Source organism: Rhizobium sp. BK251 (assembly GCF_004345245.1).
GTDB lineage: Bacteria > Pseudomonadota > Alphaproteobacteria > Rhizobiales > Rhizobiaceae > Rhizobium.
Genome location: NZ_SLUQ01000002.1, coordinates 74565 through 93769, shown reverse-complemented (window position 1 = coordinate 93769; position 19205 = coordinate 74565). Strand labels below are relative to the sequence as shown.

Annotated in this window: 25 protein-coding genes; 14 read left to right on the top strand and 11 right to left on the bottom strand. The window is 61.3% G+C overall.

All coding sequences use genetic code 11. The features are described 5' to 3' along the window. The 3 genes from EV286_RS04445 to EV286_RS04435 all read right to left on the bottom strand — a co-directional run bounded on the left by EV286_RS04445 (position 1) and on the right by EV286_RS04435 (position 1868). On the bottom strand, positions 1–786 hold the full coding sequence (locus EV286_RS04445; RefSeq protein ID WP_132955816.1) for a ThuA domain-containing protein: 786 nt from the start codon (positions 784–786) through the stop codon (positions 1–3). Between the two features lie 159 nt (positions 787–945). Further along, positions 946–1287: an SMR family transporter gene (locus tag EV286_RS04440; protein ID WP_132955815.1), complete on the bottom strand. Its 342-nt coding sequence runs from the start codon at positions 1285–1287 to the stop codon at positions 946–948. 17 nt (positions 1288–1304) lie between these two features. Then, positions 1305–1868 (bottom strand): TetR/AcrR family transcriptional regulator, encoded by a 564-nt coding sequence (locus EV286_RS04435; RefSeq protein ID WP_132955814.1) that lies wholly within the window; start codon positions 1866–1868, stop codon positions 1305–1307. A 178-nt stretch (positions 1869–2046) separates the two neighbouring features. Between EV286_RS04435 and EV286_RS04430 the strand changes: the two genes are divergently transcribed. The 3 genes from EV286_RS04430 to EV286_RS04420 are packed head-to-tail and all read left to right on the top strand — an operon-like array spanning position 2047 to position 3380. Further along, a complete protein-coding gene (locus EV286_RS04430) occupies positions 2047–2436 on the top strand; it encodes a group II truncated hemoglobin (RefSeq protein ID WP_132955813.1) in 390 nt (129 codons plus the stop codon). 8 nt (positions 2437–2444) lie between these two features. After that, positions 2445–2810: a DUF423 domain-containing protein gene (locus tag EV286_RS04425; protein WP_132955812.1), complete on the top strand. Its 366-nt coding sequence runs from the start codon at positions 2445–2447 to the stop codon at positions 2808–2810. A 21-nt stretch (positions 2811–2831) separates the two neighbouring features. Next, a complete protein-coding gene (locus EV286_RS04420) occupies positions 2832–3380 on the top strand; it encodes a GNAT family N-acetyltransferase (protein ID WP_245500606.1) in 549 nt (182 codons plus the stop codon). Between the two features lie 18 nt (positions 3381–3398). Here EV286_RS04420 and EV286_RS04415 read toward each other — a convergent pair whose 3' ends face one another. From EV286_RS04415 to EV286_RS04395, 5 genes are all read right to left on the bottom strand, one after another. Next, the gene (locus tag EV286_RS04415; RefSeq protein ID WP_132955811.1) at positions 3399–3713 is read right to left on the bottom strand and encodes an antibiotic biosynthesis monooxygenase; all 315 of its coding nucleotides are present in this window, start codon (positions 3711–3713) and stop codon (positions 3399–3401) included. A gap of 7 nt (positions 3714–3720) precedes the next feature. Then, the gene (locus EV286_RS04410) at positions 3721–3999 is read right to left on the bottom strand and encodes a hypothetical protein (RefSeq protein WP_132955810.1); all 279 of its coding nucleotides are present in this window, start codon (positions 3997–3999) and stop codon (positions 3721–3723) included. Next, entirely contained in the window at positions 3996–4400 is a 405-nt protein-coding gene (locus EV286_RS04405) for a DUF2325 domain-containing protein (protein WP_132955809.1), read from the bottom strand. The genes EV286_RS04410 and EV286_RS04405 overlap by 4 nt, the downstream gene beginning before the upstream one ends. 113 nt (positions 4401–4513) lie before the next feature. Beyond that, entirely contained in the window at positions 4514–5839 is a 1326-nt protein-coding gene (locus EV286_RS04400) for an energy transducer TonB (protein WP_132955808.1), read from the bottom strand. A 44-nt stretch (positions 5840–5883) separates the two neighbouring features. Further along, positions 5884–6315 (bottom strand): hypothetical protein, encoded by a 432-nt coding sequence (locus EV286_RS04395; protein ID WP_132956307.1) that lies wholly within the window; start codon positions 6313–6315, stop codon positions 5884–5886. Between the two features lie 201 nt (positions 6316–6516). Here EV286_RS04395 and EV286_RS04390 point away from each other — a divergent pair, with 201 nt between their 5' ends. From EV286_RS04390 to EV286_RS04360, 7 genes are all read left to right on the top strand, one after another. Beyond that, positions 6517–6702 (top strand): hemin uptake protein HemP, encoded by a 186-nt coding sequence (locus EV286_RS04390; protein ID WP_132956306.1) that lies wholly within the window; start codon positions 6517–6519, stop codon positions 6700–6702. An 8-nt stretch (positions 6703–6710) separates the two neighbouring features. Continuing rightward, the gene (locus EV286_RS04385) at positions 6711–7766 is read left to right on the top strand and encodes a ChuX/HutX family heme-like substrate-binding protein (RefSeq protein ID WP_132955807.1); all 1056 of its coding nucleotides are present in this window, start codon (positions 6711–6713) and stop codon (positions 7764–7766) included. An 89-nt stretch (positions 7767–7855) separates the two neighbouring features. Continuing rightward, the gene (locus EV286_RS04380) at positions 7856–8704 is read left to right on the top strand and encodes an ABC transporter substrate-binding protein (RefSeq protein ID WP_245500630.1); all 849 of its coding nucleotides are present in this window, start codon (positions 7856–7858) and stop codon (positions 8702–8704) included. 2 nt (positions 8705–8706) lie between these two features. Continuing rightward, positions 8707–9831 (top strand): iron ABC transporter permease, encoded by a 1125-nt coding sequence (locus tag EV286_RS04375; RefSeq protein WP_132955805.1) that lies wholly within the window; start codon positions 8707–8709, stop codon positions 9829–9831. An 8-nt stretch (positions 9832–9839) separates the two neighbouring features. Next, the gene (locus tag EV286_RS04370; protein ID WP_132955804.1) at positions 9840–10631 is read left to right on the top strand and encodes a heme ABC transporter ATP-binding protein; all 792 of its coding nucleotides are present in this window, start codon (positions 9840–9842) and stop codon (positions 10629–10631) included. Between the two features lie 221 nt (positions 10632–10852). After that, a complete protein-coding gene (locus tag EV286_RS04365) occupies positions 10853–11200 on the top strand; it encodes a DUF883 family protein (protein ID WP_132955803.1) in 348 nt (115 codons plus the stop codon). A gap of 9 nt (positions 11201–11209) precedes the next feature. Continuing rightward, positions 11210–11614, top strand: a complete 405-nt coding sequence (locus EV286_RS04360) for a hypothetical protein (RefSeq protein ID WP_132955802.1) — start codon at positions 11210–11212, stop codon at positions 11612–11614. A 74-nt stretch (positions 11615–11688) separates the two neighbouring features. On the opposite strand, the gene EV286_RS04355 is transcribed toward EV286_RS04360, so the two are convergent. Both EV286_RS04355 and EV286_RS04350 read right to left on the bottom strand, forming a co-directional pair. Beyond that, positions 11689–12243, bottom strand: a complete 555-nt coding sequence (locus tag EV286_RS04355) for an RNA polymerase sigma factor (protein WP_132955801.1) — start codon at positions 12241–12243, stop codon at positions 11689–11691. A gap of 10 nt (positions 12244–12253) precedes the next feature. After that, entirely contained in the window at positions 12254–12460 is a 207-nt protein-coding gene (locus EV286_RS04350; RefSeq protein WP_132955800.1) for a NepR family anti-sigma factor, read from the bottom strand. Between the two features lie 238 nt (positions 12461–12698). On the opposite strand from EV286_RS04350, the gene EV286_RS04345 reads away from it, so the two are divergent. From EV286_RS04345 to preA, 4 genes are all read left to right on the top strand, one after another. Then, positions 12699–13493, top strand: coding sequence for a response regulator (locus EV286_RS04345; protein ID WP_132955799.1), 795 nt, complete (start codon positions 12699–12701; stop codon positions 13491–13493). Between the two features lie 222 nt (positions 13494–13715). Then, complete coding sequence (locus EV286_RS04340; RefSeq protein ID WP_132956305.1) at positions 13716–14669, top strand: sensor histidine kinase; 954 nt, start codon at positions 13716–13718, stop codon at positions 14667–14669. Between the two features lie 463 nt (positions 14670–15132). After that, positions 15133–16494 (top strand): NAD(P)-dependent oxidoreductase, encoded by a 1362-nt coding sequence (locus EV286_RS04335; protein WP_132955798.1) that lies wholly within the window; start codon positions 15133–15135, stop codon positions 16492–16494. Between the two features lie 13 nt (positions 16495–16507). Continuing rightward, positions 16508–17821 carry an NAD-dependent dihydropyrimidine dehydrogenase subunit PreA gene (preA, locus tag EV286_RS04330; RefSeq protein WP_132955797.1) on the top strand — a complete coding sequence of 438 codons (1314 nt, stop codon included), beginning with the start codon at positions 16508–16510 and terminating at the stop codon, positions 17819–17821. A 272-nt stretch (positions 17822–18093) separates the two neighbouring features. Here the strand turns inward: preA and EV286_RS04325 are convergent, their stop codons facing one another. Further along, positions 18094–18990, bottom strand: a complete 897-nt coding sequence (locus tag EV286_RS04325; RefSeq protein ID WP_132955796.1) for a Hint domain-containing protein — start codon at positions 18988–18990, stop codon at positions 18094–18096. Positions 18991–19205: the final 215 nt, after the last annotated feature.

Sequence of the window (19205 nt, the reverse complement as noted above, 5' to 3'; positions counted from 1 at the left end):
TCAGCGGTAACCGGCTTCGCCGGCCTGGTGCAGTTTCGGTCCGCGTTCGACGATCGGCTCCAGGGCCTTCTCGACGGGAACATTTGGCGCATCGTGAATCGCAGTCAACGCCCCCTCGGGGTTGTGGGCCCACTTGACCGCGTTGGACAGCACCTTCTTCACGTTGGCATCGTGATAACTCGGATAGGTCTCGTGTCCGGGGCGGAAATAGAAGATGTTGCCCGCGCCGCGCCGCCAAGTCATGCCGGACCTGAACACCTCGCCGCCCTGGAACCAGGAGATGAAGACCGTCTCCAGCGGTTCAGGCACGGAGAACTGCTCGCCATACATCTCCTCGTTCTCCAGGACGAAATTGTCGTCGAGACCGGCAGCGATCGGATGGCGCGGATTGATGACCCAGAGCCTCTCGCGCTCGCCCGCCTCACGCCACTTCAGCGCGCATGGCGTTCCCATCAGGCGCTTGAAGATCTTCGAGAAGTGGCCGGAGTGGAGCACGATGAGACCCATACCCTCCCACACCCTTTTCGCCACGCGCTCGACGATCTCGTCGTCGACGGCACCGTGATCCTTGTGGCCCCACCAGAGCAGCACGTCGGTCTCTGCCAGCCGCGCCTCGTTAAGGCCGTGCTCGGGCTCCTGCAGCGTGGCCGTCGTCGCCCTGATTGCCGGATCGGCATTGAGCGCGTTGGCAATCGTGGTGTGCATCCCATCTGGATAGATTTCGGCGACGACCTTGTTGGTGCGCTCGTGGATATTCTCCCCCCAGACAACGGTGCGGATGGTCATAACTATCTTACTCCTCTGCGGAATTTGTAATCGCGGCAATCATCCAAAGCGCTTTGGACGAAGCGTACTCCTCTGCTCCGCCAGCTGCCCGCGCTCCAGCAACACATAGAGGCTTCGCAGAGTTTGACAAAGAGGAAAGTGAGGAGATCCTCACCCGTTTTAGTGAGAGACAGACTTCGAAAACAGGTTGACGACGACCACGCCGGCGATGATGAGGCCGAGCCCGATAACAGCAGCCAGATCGAGCTTCTGCTTGAAGAAGACAAGGCCGACGGAGGAGATCAGCACGATGCCGAGCGCGCTCCAGATCGCGTAGGCGACCCCGACCGGTATGCTGCGCAAGGTCAAGGATAGGCAATAGAAGGCACCCGCATAGCACGCAATGACCGCGAGAGTGGGCCAGAGGCGCGTGAACTGTTGCGACATCTGCAGGGCGGTCGTGCCGACCACCTCGAGCACGATGGCGACGAAGAGCATTGCGTAGACTGCAGTTATGTTCATGGCTGGTTCCTGGGGCCTTAGAGGCTGGCGAGTTCTGCGAGGCGCTCGAGCATTGCCTGCCGTTCGGCGGCGTCGAGCTCATGGCTCCCCAGCATGTCCGCGAGCCAGAGCCCGTCGGCGGCAAGGCGAACGATCTGCGCATTCACCGAGGAATCTGTGCCGACATACTCCTCCTCGCGCAGCCTGACCCATTCACGCCACCGGTGGCGGAGGCGCGGCTCGGCAAGCAGAGCCATGGTGATCTGCGTCCAGCCGCTGGACTCGGCCGGCCGGTCGCGGAGGCTGGCGCAGATACTGAGATAGGCGCGCGTAAACCGCCCATGCGGAACGGGATCGTTGCGCATCACCTCTTCGATCTCGGCGCTGAACCTCTCGGAAAGACTGTCGAAAAGCGCGTCGAGAAGGGCATTCTTGTTCGGGAAATGATGCAGCAAGCCGCCCTTGCTGACGCCCGAGGCGCCGGAGACGGCGTCGAGTGTCACCGCCGTCATCCCCTGCTCTGCGGCAAGGCGCGCCGCGACCTCCAGCAATTGCCGGCGGACGAGAACAGGTTGCTTTCTACGGTGGTGCGCTTCTGACATGGCCTCTAAAGATACCGTCCGGACGGTTCTGTCAAGAATTAACCCGGGCTACTCCTGCGAAGCACAAAGGCAAAATCCGGCGCCATTTATCCGTGACGCCAAATGCCGCACACACATATTGTTGCACGAGGGATCGACGCAGGGCATGAAGGAACAATTATAGTCCGAAAGGCGGTTCATGACAGGGGAAGCCATCACGTTGTACGAGGCGATCGGCGGTGAGAACACCGTGCGGGCGCTCGTGCACCGCTTCTACGAACTGATGGACACGCTTCCGGAAGCAAGCCATGTCCGCGCCATCCATCCGCCAAGCCTCACCGGCAGCGAGGAAAAGCTTTACGAATACCTCACCGGATATCTCGGCGGGCCGCCCCTCTACGTCGAGAAGCGCGGGCACCCGATGTTGCGTCGGCGCCATTTCGTGGCCAGCATCGGACCGGTCGAACGCGACGAGTGGCTGCTCTGTTTCCGGCGCGCGATGGAAGAGACTATAGCCAACGAAAAACTGCGCGCCATCATCTGGGAGCCAGTCGAACGGCTCGCCTACCACATGCAGAACCGGGAATAGGACTGATCATGAGCCTCAACGACCGCCTGGTGCCGTTCTTCTACCTGCTTGCCGGCCTCCTGGGCTTTGCCGGTGTCGCGCTTGCTGCCGTGGCGGCCCATGGCGGCGGTGACGCTCAACTGCCGGCTTCGGCTTCGGCCATGTGCCTGGCCCATGCCCCTGCCCTTCTGGCGCTTGCGATCGGTGCAAGTAAGATCAGGATCGCCTGGCTCGCCGGCTTGCTGATCGGTGTCGGTACGCTCCTCTTTGCAGGCGATCTCGTTTCCTTGCGCTTTGCCGGTTCCGGCCTCTTTCCCCTGGCGGCACCGACTGGCGGCTTTACCATGATGTTCGGCTGGCTCGCGGTTGCCGCCGGGAGCGTCATGCGCCGCTAAGCCAACGATCGAGGAGCAGGGATGATGCCCGTCGACGAGAGATACCCGCATATCCCCACGAGGCTTGCGCGCTTCGACGAACTCGACGAGCTGACGGTCATCGAGATGGACGCCGCCGAGGCACTGATCGAGGCCGGTGTTCCCTTTCCGGACGAACCGCATCCGCTTGCGCACGACCAGCTCGCCGCCTGTCTGTCAGAAGGATTGCTTTTCGTTGCCGTGGACGAAAGCGACCGGCCAATCGGCTTTCTCGCCGCCGAGGAGATCGACGGCAGGCTCTATATCGCGGAGATCGACGTTCTGCGCCGCTATCAGCGCCGTGGGATCGGTCGTGGCCTGATCGGTACTGCGCTCGACGCTGCGCGAAGGCGCGGCTTTTCCGCCGCGATGCTGACGACGGATCGCTTCGTGCCGTTCAATTATCCGTTCTATGCATCGCTGGGCTTCCATGAGCCCGGTCCCAAGGCGGCGCCGGCCGCCCTCAAGGCAATTCTCGACAAGGAAATTGCAAGCGGCATGGGTGCCGACCGCCGGGCCGGCATGGTGCTCAAGTTTCGGACCGAAGAGTAAAGCTCGTCGGAGGCCTGTTCAGACGTTTTCGACGGCGTTGAAACCTTCGAACACCGGCGGGCCTAAATACATGGTCCGGTTCTCGCCGGCATTGCGATGGGCCGCGCGGAAATTCTCGGACTTCGTCCAGTTAAGAAAGTCCTCTTCGCTGCGCCAGATCGTATGGGAGGCAAACAGCGTGTAGCCTTCCTCCTCGTTGGCCCTGCCCCGCAGCAGGTGGAACTCGACGAAACCGGGAACCTGCGAAAGGCTGGAATCGCGCTTGCGCCACACGTCCTCGAAAGTCGCTTCGGATCCGGTGGCCACCTTGAAGCGGTTCATCGCGATATACATGTCAACCTCAGCTTCTTTTCTTTTCCGCCGAAGTTTCGCCCGTTCGAGCCGGGAAAGCAATCACGTTGCCGCCGTTTGCCGCGTCTTCGGCAATCGGAAGCGCCGGCTGCTCGCCTGGCATGCGGGCTTCCCAGACCGGGAACTGCGCTACGTTTGGCTGGTTCATCTGGCGCTCGGCATTGCGAGCCAGGAGTTCATAGAGTTCAGGCACGAGGCCATCGCCATTCTGCGAGGCGAGCTTGTGCAGGCCTATCATCATAAACCCGTCAGGGCGTTCATTGCTCATATGGAATTGTTCCGTTCATTCATCGTGTGGAGCGCACGCTCCAGGCTAGACTTGCTGCCGTTCCGCAGCGGAATGAAAGCCTTGCCGAACTTCTTGCAGCCCGTCTTCACCCGCAAGCAGGCATCGTGGCTGATACAGTCGATAGGGCAGAAGACACAATCGACGGACGGTAAGACCGTGTCGATCCGCGAAACCGCTTCGCGCAACCCGCCGTCATGATGGATGAGTTCGGCGCCGAAGCTGCTGGCGATTTCGCGCAGATGCGCCACCTGGCAATCACGACCACCAACATAAAGGAAGCTGCGGCCATCAAGCTTGGATTTTCCGGCTGCATTTTCCTTCTGCGCCGGAGCGGCCTCGCGGTTCGCGCGCTTCGCTTCCTTCTTCGCCTTTTTTGCCATGCCCCACCCGTTCGCTGGTTGCTCTCACACCGTCGATTCCGACCGGCGCGAACGGGACCTTATTAAACTTGATTTTTAGAGTAAAGTATAAAGTTGATTGTGATTGTCATATTTTATCGACCGGTAACCTGGACTTCCTGCGTGAAGGACCAGCTCGGCCTTCCCCATTCCGCCGGCAACGGCGGGAAGGGCGATGCACGGCGCACGCCTTCGATAACCGCCTGATCCAACGCAGGTATTCCGGAGCTGCGCGCCACGGAAAGACCGCTGAGCGACCCGCCGGACTCGATGGTAAGCCGCACACGCACCGTCGTCGACGCACTCATGCGCTTGTATTCGGAAGGCACGCGGACGGAGCGACGGATGCGTGATTGCACTTTGCCGGGATAGTTGGCGACAGCAGCACTGCCCGCCCCGGAATTGTTGCCGGCGCTGCGGGAGTTGCGATCCGACTGGGCAACTTCCTCGCCGTCCGAGCTTCCCCTTTTCGAATCCTGCTTGTTTTCGCCACCGGACCCAGCCTTGGTCTTGGCCGCCTTCTTCGGCGGCTCCTTCTTGGTGGTTTCCTTCGGCTTCTCAACCGGCTGCATGGCCTCGGGCTTCGGCGCGGGCGTGGCCACCTCTTCAGGCGGCACCGGCTCAGGCAATGCCTCGGCGACCGCCGCGGTCTCCGTCGGCTTGATCTCCTCCGGCACCGTCGCGGCCATGGGCTGCACGACAGAGGTCTCCGCCGGCGCCGTGGTCGTCAGCACTTCCGGCTCGGGCGTTGCGACCGTCTGAGGGGAAGCGGTTTGCACCGGCTGGGCAGCCTCGACAGGTGCGGCCTCTTGCACCGGCTCGGGCGCAACGGCCTGCGTCTGCTGGGGCTGGATCTCTGTGGGCTGGGTTTCCGCCTGCTGCACCGGCTGGGCTTCTGTCGGCTGCAGCGTCTTCGGCTGCACGGCCTCCGCGACGATCTCCTGCGGCGGCTCTTCCTTCTGCTCGCCGGCAGAGGCCTGGTCGGCATCCGAGTCGCCGAGAATGACGACGCTGATGGCGTCCCCGGCCTCCTCCTGCGACTCCTCATGCGTTGCCACAAGACCCATCGCGAGAATTGCCACGAGCCCGATATGGAAGAAGGCGGAACCGAGGCAGGCGAAGGTCACTCGCTTCCCGGCAGGCTTTGCCCCCGGCATCGGTTTCTCGGGCTCGGCATTCATCGCCGGCGCATCGGCCTTGGCGACAGGCTCGCCGTGATGCGCGTGAACGGGGAAAGAACCGATATGGGCGAAACGGGCATAGAGGACGACTGCTTCGCCGGCCGGCTGGCGAGGCACCCCTTCCAGATCCGACAACTCATGCCCGGGATGAATTCCGGGCACATTGTCGTTCACGCTTTTTCCGGCATGGGGATCGGTCACGAAAGCACCCACGGGTCTGGACTTCGCTGAAATTCTCATGCCTGCGCCTCGCAACTACTGAACCGGTGCGACCTTCCCCGACCTCAGCCCTCGAACGGGACAGAGATCTGGGAGCGGGTCACAAGCCCCTTCATGCAGGCGCCGGCTGCCGGTCCGTCACAGACAGGCGTGTCGTTGATCAGGATGCGGCTCACGTCCTCGCACTTCACATTCGGCATGTCGAACTGGCGCACCCGCTTCTTGCCGAGCGGCAGGTCGCGGAAGTCGAGCACCGTGATGCGGTCGACGGTGTTCTTTCCGTTGAAGAAGGCGAGTTCGAACGAAATCTTGTTGACCGGGGCTTCGAGATTGTTCTCGGCCACGAAGGTCATCATGCAGCCCTTCTGGGACGGTGCCAGGGCATTGAGCTCAACATTCAGCGTGGCACCCGCGGGAGCCGCCGCATCCTGGGCCAAACCGACATTCGCGGAAAAGGCGAATACGCCCGCACACAGCGGGCCCAGCGTCTTTCTCATCAACATCAAACACACCTCTTGGAGGCGTCCATCGACCAATGCGGAGTGAAACTGCAGGCGTCCGACGGGCGGCTCAAAAACAAAGTTGACTGTAATTGTCTTCTATTGCGTCTTTAAAAAAGTATGAGTATGAAAGTCAAGATAATTATCCCCTCAGCGGGATCGGGATCCCCTGCATTCTTGCGGAAAAATCAAACTGAAATGGTGGCTGAAAAGCTGGATACACATAAGCATTTGCCGGCGCGGACGGCAGAACCCGCGGCAGAGGTCAGGGTGCTCGAAAGCACCGACATCTTTCGCGGCCAAAGCGAAATCATGATTCGACACGAAGGCGCCGTCTACCGGATGAAGATCACCCGGCAGGGCAAGCTCATTCTCAACAAATAGGCATCGACATGACTGAAAAGACCAGACCCTCCCCGGCCGAGATCCGCGCGTTCCGTGCGGAAAACCCGAAGATGCGCGAGCGCGATATCGCTGCCCAGTTGGGCGTCTCGGAAGGTGCGCTTGTCGCCGCCGAAGTCGGGCTGACAGCGACGCGTGTCGACGCCGATGCCAACCGCTTCCTTGGCCGAGTTGCAGAGCTCGGAACCGTCATGGCCCTGTCTCGCAATGAGAGCGCAGTCCACGAAAAGATCGGCGTCTACGAAGGCATCGAGACCGGCGTACATGCCTCGATCGTGCTCGGCGAAAACATCGACCTGCGCATTTTCCCGAGCCGCTGGGCGCATGGTTTTGCGGTCGTCAAGAAGGATGGCGAACAGGATCGTCTCAGCCTTCAGTTCTTCGACAAGGCCGGCAACGCTGTCCACAAGGTGCATCTGCGGCCGGAGTCGAACATCGACGCCTATCATTCGATCGTTGCCGATTTCCGCCTCGAGGATCAGTCCCAGGAGTTCGTCGAGGTCGCGCTCGCCAACAGCGCTGCCGATGAAGAAGGCAACGTCAGCCGCGACGAGCTGCGCGACAGCTGGAGCCGGATGACCGACACCCACGAGTTTTTCGGCATGCTGAAGAGGCTGAAGATCGGCCGCCAGGCGGCGGTTCGCTCCGTCGGGGACGACTATGCGTGGCTGCTAGAGAACTCGGCGGTCGCCGACATGATGCATGCATCTGTCGCCGTGGGCCTGCCGATCATGTGCTTTGTTGCCAACAACGGCATTGTCCAAATCCACTCCGGCCCCATCTTTAACGTCCAGCCGATGGGTCCGTGGATCAATGTGCTCGATCCGACCTTCCATCTGCACCTGCGCCAGGACCACATCGCCGAGGTATGGGCGGTGCGCAAGCCGACCAAGGATGGTCACGTCACGTCGCTCGAGGCCTATGATGCCCATGGCGAGATGATCATCCAGTTCTTTGGCAAGCGGAAGGAAGGCTCCGGCGAGCGCGAGGATTGGCGCGATATTGTAGAAAATCTGCCGAGAAACGGTGCGAGCGTGGCGGCATAAGGAGCGAACCGATGAGCTCTTCAACAACAAGGCGGCGTGCGACCAGGCTTCTTGCCGTTGCAGCCCTGGCAGCGGCCGCTGCCTCTCCGATGCTTCCGGCCGGCAGCCTGTTCGGCTTGGTTCGGCCGGCGCTCGCCGATGAAGCCAAGAAGCTGGATACGTCCCGCCTCGTCAGCATCGGCGGCGACATTACCGAGATCGTCTATGCGCTCGGCGAAGAAAACAAACTGATCGCACGCGATTCCACCAGCCTTTACCCGGAAGCAGCCACGAAGCTGCCTGACGTCGGCTACATGCGGGCACTCTCGCCGGAAGGCATTCTCGCCGTCAATCCGACCGCGATCATAGCGGTCGAGGGATCCGGTCCGCCGGAAGCACTGAGCGTGCTGCGTAATGCGAGCATTCCCTTCGAGACCGTGCCCGGCAAGTTCGACCGGGATGGCATTCTGGCCAAGATCGACAGGGTCGGAACCCTGCTCGGCGTCGAGGACAAGGCAAAGGTGCTGGAACGGCAGGTGGCGACCGATCTCGATGCGGCAACCGCCCACGCGGAGAAGCGCCCGGAGGCCGAGCGCAAGCGTGTGCTTTTCATACTGAGCACCCAAGGCGGCAAGATCCTCGCCTCCGGCACGGGAACAGCCGCGGACGGTATCATCAAGCTGGCCGGCGCCACCAACGCCGTCGGCGATTTTCCCGGCTATAAAGCTCTCGCCGATGAAGCTATCATCGAGGCCAAGCCGGACGTCATCCTGATGATGGACCGCGGCGGTCCCGCCGCGACGACGGATGCCGAACTCTTGGGACAGCCCGCCATCGCCCTGACGCCGGCCGGAGAGAACAAGGCAGTCATCCGCATGGATGGGCTGCATCTTCTCGGCTTCGGCCCGAGGACGGCCAGTGCCGTGCGCGAATTGAACGCCGCCATTTACGGGGGCTGAGAATGGTCATGCATACAGCCATGCGGGGGCAGCGGCGTTCGCTGCCGTCGCTGGCATATATTCGGGAACGTCATCGCCAGGGCGACCGTTCGCTGCTCGCGCTCATCGTGATCGCGGCCTTGATCGTCGGCGCCCTGTTTTCACTGGCCTTCTCGATCACGACTGGTGCGTCGGATGCCTCCGCGCTCGATGTGTTCAGGGAGGTCATGGGCGCGGGAGGAACCGAATCCGCCCTCAGCGCGCGCGACCGGATCATCATCTTCGACATCCGTCTTCCCCGCGCGATCCTCGGCTTTCTGATCGGCGCCTCGCTTGCCGTGTCCGGCACGGTCATGCAGGGCCTGTTCCGCAATCCATTGGCCGACCCGGGCCTTATCGGCGTCACGTCCGGATCGAGCCTCGGAGCGGTCACGATGATCGTGCTCGGCGGCACCGTTGCCGCGCCGATCTATGCGCTTTTCGGCATCTTCGCGCTGCCCATCGCGGCGTTTGTCGGCGGGCTTGTCGTCACCATCCTTCTCTACCGCGTCGCCACGCGACATGGTCAGACATCGGTCGCGACCATGCTTCTCGCCGGTATCGCGCTCGGAGCGCTCGCGCTCGCCTTCACCGGCATTCTCATCTACATGGCCGACGACAAGCAGCTGCGCGACCTGACCTTCTGGAGCATGGGTTCGCTCGCCGGTTCTACATGGGTGAAGGTCGCGGCCGTCGGGCCGATCATGTTCCTCTCGTTCCTCGCCCTTCCCTTCATGGCGCGGGGTCTCAACGCCATCACGCTCGGCGAGGCGGCGGCCTTTCACATGGGAGTGCCGGTGCAACGCCTGAAGAACGTGGCGATCGTCGCCGTCGCGGCTGCGACCGGCGCATCGGTCGCCGTCAGCGGCGGCATCGGCTTCGTCGGCATCGTGGTTCCCCATATTCTTCGCATGCTGATTGGTCCGGACCACCGCTTCCTGTTGCCGGCCGCTGCCCTGCTGGGCGGGTCACTGCTGATTTTTGCGGATGTCTTCGCGAGAACCATCGTAGCCCCGGCGGAGTTGCCGATCGGCATCATCACCGCTGCCGTCGGAGGTCCCTTCTTCCTCTGGATCCTTCTCCGCCAGCGCTCGCGCCTCAGCCTCTGAGTTTTCCCATGATCGAAGTTTCCGGCCTATCCGTTCGCCTGTCGGGCAAGAGCATATTGCACGATGTTTCGTTTGCGGCCCGGCCCGGCGCGTTGACGGCAATCGCCGGACCCAACGGTTCCGGCAAGACGACAACGATGAAGGCGATCGCCGGCGAGCTTTCCTACGATGGCTCCGCGCGGATCAATGGACATGAGATCACCGGAATGGCGCCCTGGCGGCTGGCGGCCATGCGCGGCGTCCTTCCCCAGTCGAGCGCGATCTCCTTTCCCTTCACCGTGCGCGAGATCGTCCGCATGGGACTGACATCGGGTATCAACAGCCGCCCGCAGGACGCCGAGAGCGTCGCCGCGGAAGCGCTGGAGGCAGTCGACCTCTCCGGTTTCGAAGGTCGCTTCTATCAGGAACTTTCCGGCGGCGAACAACAGCGCGTCCAGCTCGCGCGCGTCCTTTGCCAGATCCCGGAACCGATCGTGGACGGGCAGCCCTGCTGGCTGCTGCTGGACGAGCCCGTCTCAAGCCTCGACATCAGTCACCAGCTGACCATCATGAAGCTCGCACGCGACTTCTGCGAGCGCGGCGGCGGCGTCATAGCCGTGATGCACGATCTCAACCTCACGGCGCTCTTCGCCGACCGGATGGTCCTGATGAAGGGCGGCGAACTTTCGGCAGCCGGCACGGTGACGGATGTCCTGACCGACGAGCACATGCTGTCGGTCTTCGGCTGCCCGCTCAGGGTCAATCGCGTCCCCGCAGGCGACACTCCCTTCGTCCTTGCCCACAGCGCGCTGGAGCGCTGAACGTCGGGATCGTAGGCGTCGGCGCCTATTCGGCCTACCCGACGACAGGGAACTTTCGATGCGCGCACGCGTTGTGGCATCATACTGGCGGAGGCTGTCCGTTAGCGGGGGTGATCTGTTTGCTTTCGATCAATGCGAGCTTCGCTTCCCCGTGCAAAACTTGGACCTCTTTCGTTCCTGATCGCGAACGGCGCCGTCGGCGCCCAAAAAGGGAGAAGATCATGGCCAATTCCATACTCCACTCCGTCCGGGGCAAGCGCAACGGCGGCACGTTGCACGACATCGAAACCGGCATCGAAGAGCAGATCGAGCACCTGCGCGCGGAGATCGCGAGCCTGACCAAGCTCGTCGGCAAGAGCAGCGCTGGAAGCGGTGAAAAGCTGCGGCATCAGGCCGAGGCAGGCTTTGAGGATCTCGTGGCGCGCAGCGAGGAGCTTCTGCGGGATATCCACAGCGGTTACGTTCGCGGCGCACGTGAAGTGCGCGCCACCGTGCGCAGCCACCCTGCCGCAACAGTTGCAGCCGCCGCGGCCCTCGGCCTCGTCATTGCGCTGCTTGCTCGCCGCTGAGGGACCTGGATGCTCCTTCCGCTCGTCAGCATGCTACTTACGGGTACGGTGCAGAGGCGCGTTGCGCGGGTCCAGCGCAACGCCATCTTTATTGCGATCGCCGCCCTGTTTCTCCTTAGCGCCTACGCGCTGGCCGTGGTGGCCGCGGGCATATGGCTGGCCGGCATCTATGGCGCGCCTGGAGCTGCCCTTTTCCTCGCCGCCGCCGCGTTGCTTCTTGGTCTTATCGTCCTGACGATCATGTTGATCATGAACGCGCAGGAAGCCCGGCGCGCTCGCGAACGGCGGCTCGCCATCGAATCGATCGCGGCGACCGGCATCGGCCTGTTTCGCGCCCAGCCTATGTTGACCGCAGCCATCGTGGTCGCTTTGCTGGCGTCGAATTTCATCGGATCGAAGAAGGACGCGGATTGACCTGTCCGCCAGAAAGCAGAAAACCGACACGGGAAACCGTGTCGGCTTTTTGATGCGTGCATATTTATGTTTGATCAGAAGGCGAAGGCCCGCGACGTAAGCGGAGAGGAAGTCGCATCCGGGCCGAAATCTGCCTCGCCCGAAACCTGAAGCAGTTCCTGCAGTCGCTGGCGCGCACGGTTCACGCGGCTCTTGATGGTGCCGACCGCGCATCCGCAGATTTCGGCAGCCTCCTCATAGGAAAACCCTGAAGCACCCACGAGGATGATTGCCTCGCGCTGGTCGGACGGGAGCTGCTCGAGCGCCTTGCGAAAATCCTGAAGGTCGAGCGCGCCATATTGGGCTGGATGGGTTGCCATCGATTCCGTGAAGATGCCGTCGCTGTCCTGTACTTCGCGGCCAGCCTTGCGCATCTGGCTGTAGAGCTCGTTGCGAAGGATGGTGAACAGCCACGCCTTCATGTTGGTGCCCATCTCGAAATGATCCTGCTTCGCCCAGGCCTTCATGATGGTGTCCTGGACGAGATCGTCGGCACGGTCGTGGCGGCCGATCAAGGAGATGGCAAATGCGCGAAGGCTTGGCAGCGCAGCCAGCAGTTCACGCTTGAAACTTGGTTGCGTCTTTTCCATGGGAGCTCGCCTACTCCGCCATCTTTGCCGAAGCCATCTGCTCGGCTTGGTCGAGCTTCTCAAGGAGGTCCAGAAAACGCTCGGGGATAGCCTCTTCCTGAACCGCGGCATAGAGCGAACGCAGCTTCATGCCGATCTGGTTGTTGGGGTCGAGTATATCGCGCGCCTTCCGATCCGGCCGCTGCTGATCCGCTGCTTCAGGGTTTTGTGTTGTCATCAAACTCATCACTTCTCGCATAAGATTTCATTCATAGGCCATTTTTCCGAACGAACCGCGGATGAACTTGGTTCCGCAGGTCGCTTGCCAAAGGTCTGAGGAACGGGTGAAACCCATCATGCGCCGGCCAGAACAACGCGTGCTCCTCAAAAAAGTTCCGGTGGGCGGGGAACTTTTGTTCGAAGGCTACGTTACTCCAGCCATTAGAGCCCATACGGCTTACTGACGGGAGTTTTTTATGACACTTTCAACTCGGATCGCGCCGCACCTTCCCTACCTGCGTCGCTATTCCCGTGCTCTCACCGGAACACAGACCTCTGGCGACGCCTATGTCGCCGCCGTACTGGAAGCAATCATTTCCGACATATCCATTTTCCCGGATACCGAGAATGATCGTGTTGCACTCTACAAACTGTTTTCCAAACTCTTTGGTTCCGCCTCAATCCAAATTCCCGAGCCTATTTCGCCCTTTGCTTGGGAACAGCGTGCCTCCGTCAATCTCGCCAAGGTTTCGCCTGTCGCACGTCAGGCGTTTATCCTGGCATCGGTCGAGAATTTCCGCCTCCCGGAAATCGCCAACATTCTTGAGGTCGAAGATGAAGAAGTCGCAAGGCTTCTCGAGACTGCATCGCAGGAGATCTCCCGGCAGGTAGCGACCAACATCATGATCATCGAGGACGAGCCGCTGATCGCGATGGACATCGAGCAGATGGTCGAAAGCCTCGGCCATACAGTGACCGGCATTGCCCGCACGCACACCGAAGCCGTAGCGCTCTATAACAAGACGAAGCCCAGCATGGTGCTTGCCGACATTCAGCTGGCGGACGGAAGTTCCGGCATCGATGCGGTGAACGACATACTGAAGACGTCAAGCATACCGGTCATCTTCATCACCGCGTTCCCCGAGCGGTTGCTGACTGGCGAGCGGCCCGAGCCGACATTCCTGGTGACCAAGCCTTTCAACCCGGACATGGTGAAGGCCTTGATCAGCCAGGCGCTCTTCTTCAACGAATCGACGAGGGTCGCCGCCTGAGGCGACTCGATCCTTTCGCGTAAGAGGGAGGAACCGGCGCTCCGGCCGCCACCGGAGCGCTTAACGATCCGTATAGTCGCGTCATAGTATGATCGGCAGCAAGCTTTTCGCATAAAGACACTTCTTGCCGGCGGCATCCTGAGGAATCGAAGGTGAGGCAGCTTCGTGAAGACGACTGAACCATTATCGGGTGCGCCCTTCTCCATGGAGGGCAAGGCCGTAATGATGGAACGGGCCCTGGCGAGCGCCGGCATCTCGATCCTCTACCAGGATTCCGCGCTCGCAATCCGCTATGCGGAGAACCTGCCGGAGCATCTCAAGCCCCCGTTCAAAACCGGTACCGATGATCTGCGCCTGTTCGGCGAGAAGAACGGCGAGCAGCTGAAGAACCTGAAGGTTGCCGTGCTGGCGACCGGGCGTCCGGCGAGCATCGAGGTCGAGATCGCGGCGGGAAGCGAAGCTCGCATCTACGAGTTCAAGATCGAACGCGTTGGCCCGAAGTCCTCGCCTGGCATCCTTTCCGTCATCTCTGAGGTAACGGAATCCCGTCATCGCGAGAAGGTCCTGAAATCCCTCCTGCGCGAACTCTCGCATCGGTCAAAGAACCTGCTGGCCATCATCCAGGGCATCGCGACCCAGACGGCGCGTCACACGCTCTCTGTGGATGGCTTCCTGGTAAAGTTTCGTGGCCGGCTGCAGTCGCTGTCGAACTCCCAGGACCTGATCACGGATTCGAGCTGGAGAGGCGCGTTCCTGTTCGAGCTGGCGCAAAAGCAGTTTGCGCCCTACTGGCCGGATTCGACCGGCGCGATGCCCATCTACGGTATCAACGCCCATCTGACGCCCAATGCCGCCGTCCATCTGGGGCTTGCCCTGCACGAACTCATCGTCAACTCCGCATCCCATGGGGCAATCGCGGCCGGAGCTACCGCCATCCGCCTCGACTGTGTCGAGACCACGCTCGATGGCAGGGGCGCAATAGAAGTTAAATGGACCGAGCGGGTCCTGGCGACCGATGCCGGAGTGGACCTTGAAGACAACAGCTTCGGACGCACGGTGCTCGAGCGCGTCGTGCCGACGTCGATGAATGGACGCGCTTCGTTTCTCAACGAACCGGGTTACATCGAATACCGGTTGGTAATTCCCGAAACCGAATACGAGATCCTCAGACGATAGCGACCTGTCAGACGAAAAATAGCCAGTGCGAGGGCGGCGCACTGGCTGTTTTCACTCATCGGGAGGGGACCGTGAGTTATATCCGGAGATGATTGGGGGCGCGCATGCTGGGTCGATGCGTCATCTCCTAGATAGGCTGATAACGGGAAGTTGCCGCAAAAGTTCCAAAGAAATTAAGAAAACTTGATTTTTTCGGGAGCACCCAAGAAGCCTCGTCGAAGCACCGCATTTCGTGTCCGGACAAACGGCCTGCGGCGGAAGAACTCAGGCTCCCGAGAGCCGCGCGCACCACGACAAAAAACCAATGAAATTATAAGCTTACGTCACAGGTCTTCGGGAAGATTTTCGCGCCAAAGGTCCCAACGTTCCCAGGTGGCCGACCTAGAAATTTTACCATTTGATAAATTTTTTATCCTGAGTTACCGTCTTTATATCAGGCGTTTACAATAAAGAGGGAACTTCAATGGAACGACTGAAAAATGGGATTCGTTCCGGCCGGCTTTCGTCCGCCGAGTACGATGCTAATTTTTCCGATCTACATCCGCGCCTCGACAACCACGAAGCGCTGGTCGCGGCCGACCGCTGTTATTTCTGCTACGACGCGCCGTGCATGACGGCCTGTCCCACCTCCATCGACATCCCGCTCTTTATCCGCCAGATATCGACCGGCAATCCACTGGGCTCGGCAAAGACGATCTTCGACCAGAATATCCTGGGCGGCATGTGCGCCCGCGTCTGTCCCACCGAAGAGCTTTGCGAGGAGGCCTGCGTACGCAATACCGCAGAGGAACGGCCGGTCGAAATCGGTCGCCTGCAGCGCTACGCCACTGATGCCGCCATTCAGGCGGGCAAGCAGTTCTACGCGCGTGCCGCCTCCACCGGAAGGAAAGTCGCTGTCGTCGGCGCTGGACCGGCAGGGCTTGCCTGCGCTCACCGGCTTGCGGTCAAAGGCCATGCGGTCGTTATCCTCGACGCGCGTGAGAAATCAGGCGGCCTCAACGAATACGGCATCGCGACCTACAAGGCGGTCGACGATTTCGCCCAGAGCGAGGTCGAATACGTGCTGTCGATCGGCGGCATCGAAGTCCGCCACGGCCAGATGCTCGGTCGCGATTTCACGCTTGCCGACCTTACCTCTCAGTATGATGCGGTCTTCCTCGGGCTTGGCCTTGCCGGCGTCAATGCACTTGGAATCGCCGATGAGGATCTTGCCGGCGTGGATGATGCCGTGACCTTCATCGCCGGGCTCCGCCAGGCAGCAGACAAGGCCGCTGTCGCGATAGGAAGACGCGTCGTCGTCCTCGGCGGCGGCATGACCGCCATCGACGCGGCCGTGCAGGCGAAATTGCTCGGCGCCGAGGAAGTGACGATCTGTTATCGCCGCGGCAAGGAACACATGAACGCCTCGGAATTCGAGCAGGACCTCGCGACCTCCAAGGGCGTCATCATCCGCCATTGGATGGCGCCTAAGTCCATCATCTCCGACGCCGGCAAGGTCGCCGGTCTCGAGGTGGAATACACGGCGATCACTGATGGCAAGCTCGCTGGCACCGGCGAAACGGGCGTCATCGCGGCCGACCAGATCTTCAAGGCGATCGGCCAGACCTTCGACGGTTCCGTCCTCGGCGGGCTCAAGCTCTCCTCCGGCCGCATCGTCATTGATGGCGAAGGTCACACCTCGCTCGAACGCGTCTGGGCAGGTGGCGACTGTGTGCTTGGCGGTGACGACCTGACGGTCTCTGCCGTTGCCCAGGGTCGCGATGCGGCCGAATCCATCAACCGCGTGCTCGCTGCCGGTCAGCGGCCCGCCACAGCCGTTGCCTGAAGGAGGATAAGTCATGGCCGATCTCAGGAATAATTTCGTCGGTATCAAGTCGCCGAACCCGTTTTGGCTGGCTTCCGCGCCACCGACAGACAAGGCCTACAATGTCGAGCGTGCCTTCAAGGCAGGCTGGGGCGGCGTCGTGTGGAAAACGCTTGGCGAGGAGGGCCCGCCGGTCGTCAACGTCAATGGCCCGCGCTATGGCGCTATCTGGGGCGCCGACCGCCGTCTGCTCGGTCTCAACAACATCGAGCTCATCACTGACCGGGACCTCTATACCAACCTGCGCGAAATGAAGCAGGTAAAGATGAATTGGCCGGATCGGGCGCTCATCGCCTCGATCATGGTTCCCTGCGAGGAAAATGCCTGGAAGGCGATCCTGCCGCTGGTCGAAGAGACGGGCGCCGACGGCATCGAACTCAATTTCGGCTGTCCGCATGGCATGTCGGAACGCGGCATGGGCTCCGCGGTCGGACAGGTGCCGGAATACATCGAGATGGTCGTGCGCTGGTGCAAGCAGTACACCCGAATGCCGGTCATTACCAAGCTTACGCCCAACATTACCGACATTCGCAAGCCGGCCCGCGCCGCAAAGGCCGGCGGCACCGATGCCGTATCGCTGATCAACACGATCAACTCGATCGTGTCCGTCGACCTCGACAATTTCGCGCCGAACCCGACGGTCGGCGGCAAGGGCAGCCACGGCGGCTATTGCGGCCCGGCGGTCAAGCCGATCGCACTCAACATGGTGGCCGAGATCGCCCGCGACCCGGAAACATACGGCCTGCCGATCTCCGGCATCGGCGGCATCACCACTTGGCGCGACGCTGCCGAATTCATGGCGCTCGGCGCCGGCAACGTCCAGGTCTGCACCGCAGCCATGACCTACGGCTTCAAGATCGTCCAGGAGATGATCACCGGCCTTTCCGACTGGATGGATGAAAAGGGCCACCGCAATCTCGATGACATCACGGGCCGCGCCGTGCCGAATGTCTCCGACTGGCAGTATCTGAACCTCAACTATATCGCCAAGGCGAAGATCGATCAGGAAGCCTGCATCAAGTGCGGCCGCTGCTACATTGCCTGCGAGGACACATCGCACCAGGCGATCACCAACTTCGTCGATGGCGTCAGGCATTTCGAGGTCAAGGATGAGGAATGCGTCGGCTGCAATCTCTGCGTCAGCGTCTGTCCTGTCGAGAACTGCATCACCATGGAGGAACTGCCAGCCGGCAGCCTCGACAAGCGCACCGGCAAGGTGGTCGACCCCAACTACGCGAACTGGACCACCCATCCGAACAACCCGATGGCCCGCCAGGCCGCGGAGTGATCCCGGGCACCCCTCGCGGCGGCTTGTCCGCTGCGAGGGCCCGCCGCTATTCAATCAGCAAATCCTTCTCACAGCCCTGTTTCGACGGAGCTGCCCACTGCTGCATAAAAAAAGCGCCCCGAAGGGCGCTTATGAGCCGTGGCAGCGTCGGGTCGAACGCGCCACGGTAAAATGAGGCGGACGGGATTGGCTGGGATTCCGGCCCTGCCCTTGCGGCAGCCATTCCCCTCCCTTGTCGTGTCCGCCGTTGCCGGCGCCCTCCCCGCCGGAACTTAAATGGCCAGTTCCACGGCTCGCGCGGCGATCTTGCCGTATGCTTCTTCGATCGGATCGCGCTGCCGCATTAAGCGCGGCGTCGCAAGCCGAAGAAGAGCCTTCAGATGCGCATGCCCGCCTTCGTAGCCGACGACCGGCGCGAAGGGCTCCATCGTGGAACGCGCTTCCGCAGGGTAGAGCCGCTCGTACTCGGCAAAATTCGCAAAGGTTTCGTGATTGGCGCCACGCACGAGGAAAGTCTCGGCAGGCACGCCTTCGGCGAGAATGACCTGATGCGTATCGAGCAGGATGTTGAAGTATTCGATTTCTCCGGTTTCTTCCGGAAGTGCCTGCGCAATCGAGCTACCGTTGACGAGTTCCTTGACGCGAATGAGGACGCCATCGAGGTAGAGCGCGTGGTTCGCAGAGAGATAGAGATCGGCGTGCGGGGCTTGCTGGCCGAGCGCGTTGCGAGAAACACGAACCGGCATCACGCCGTCCTGCCAAGCCGAACCGGTCTTCCTGTAGTGCTGGCGGCCGATCCATTTGATGGCAACGGTCTTGCCATGCGCGGTCTTCACAAGGTCGCCAATACGCAGATCCTCGATGCGCACCTCGCCCTCGGGGGTCGCAATGCAGGTGCCGCGCAGAAAGCAACCGGCATCGCTGCCCGAGCCACCGCCGCCGTTGCTGCCGCCTCCACTTTCACCACCTCCATTTTCGCCGCCACCGCCATTGTTGCCGCCGCGACGCCCCCTGCCCCACAATATCCCCGAGGCACGGCTCGGCGTCGAGAGTGCCGCCATGGTGACACTGGCGGCAGCAGCGATCTTGGCACCTGTAACAGCAGTAAGACCAAGGAAGTGACGCCTCGTCCTATTCGCGGGCAGAGGCCGGTCCTTATCTGGCGACATAACTTTCTCCTTTTGTTTCTTGTTATGGTGTTGCGCATTTTTTCCATCGGGGATTGCCATTGATAATAGCGAAGTCCATCGGGGCTAACTCTTCGGAATTTATGCTTCTCCCTTGCTGAAATAGACGTATAGATCGCTATGAAAGGCGTAGATCGCGATAATCGTTCTTCTCTAGCGGGAGGATACAGCCTGAACGTGCGATGGAGGGCATATTC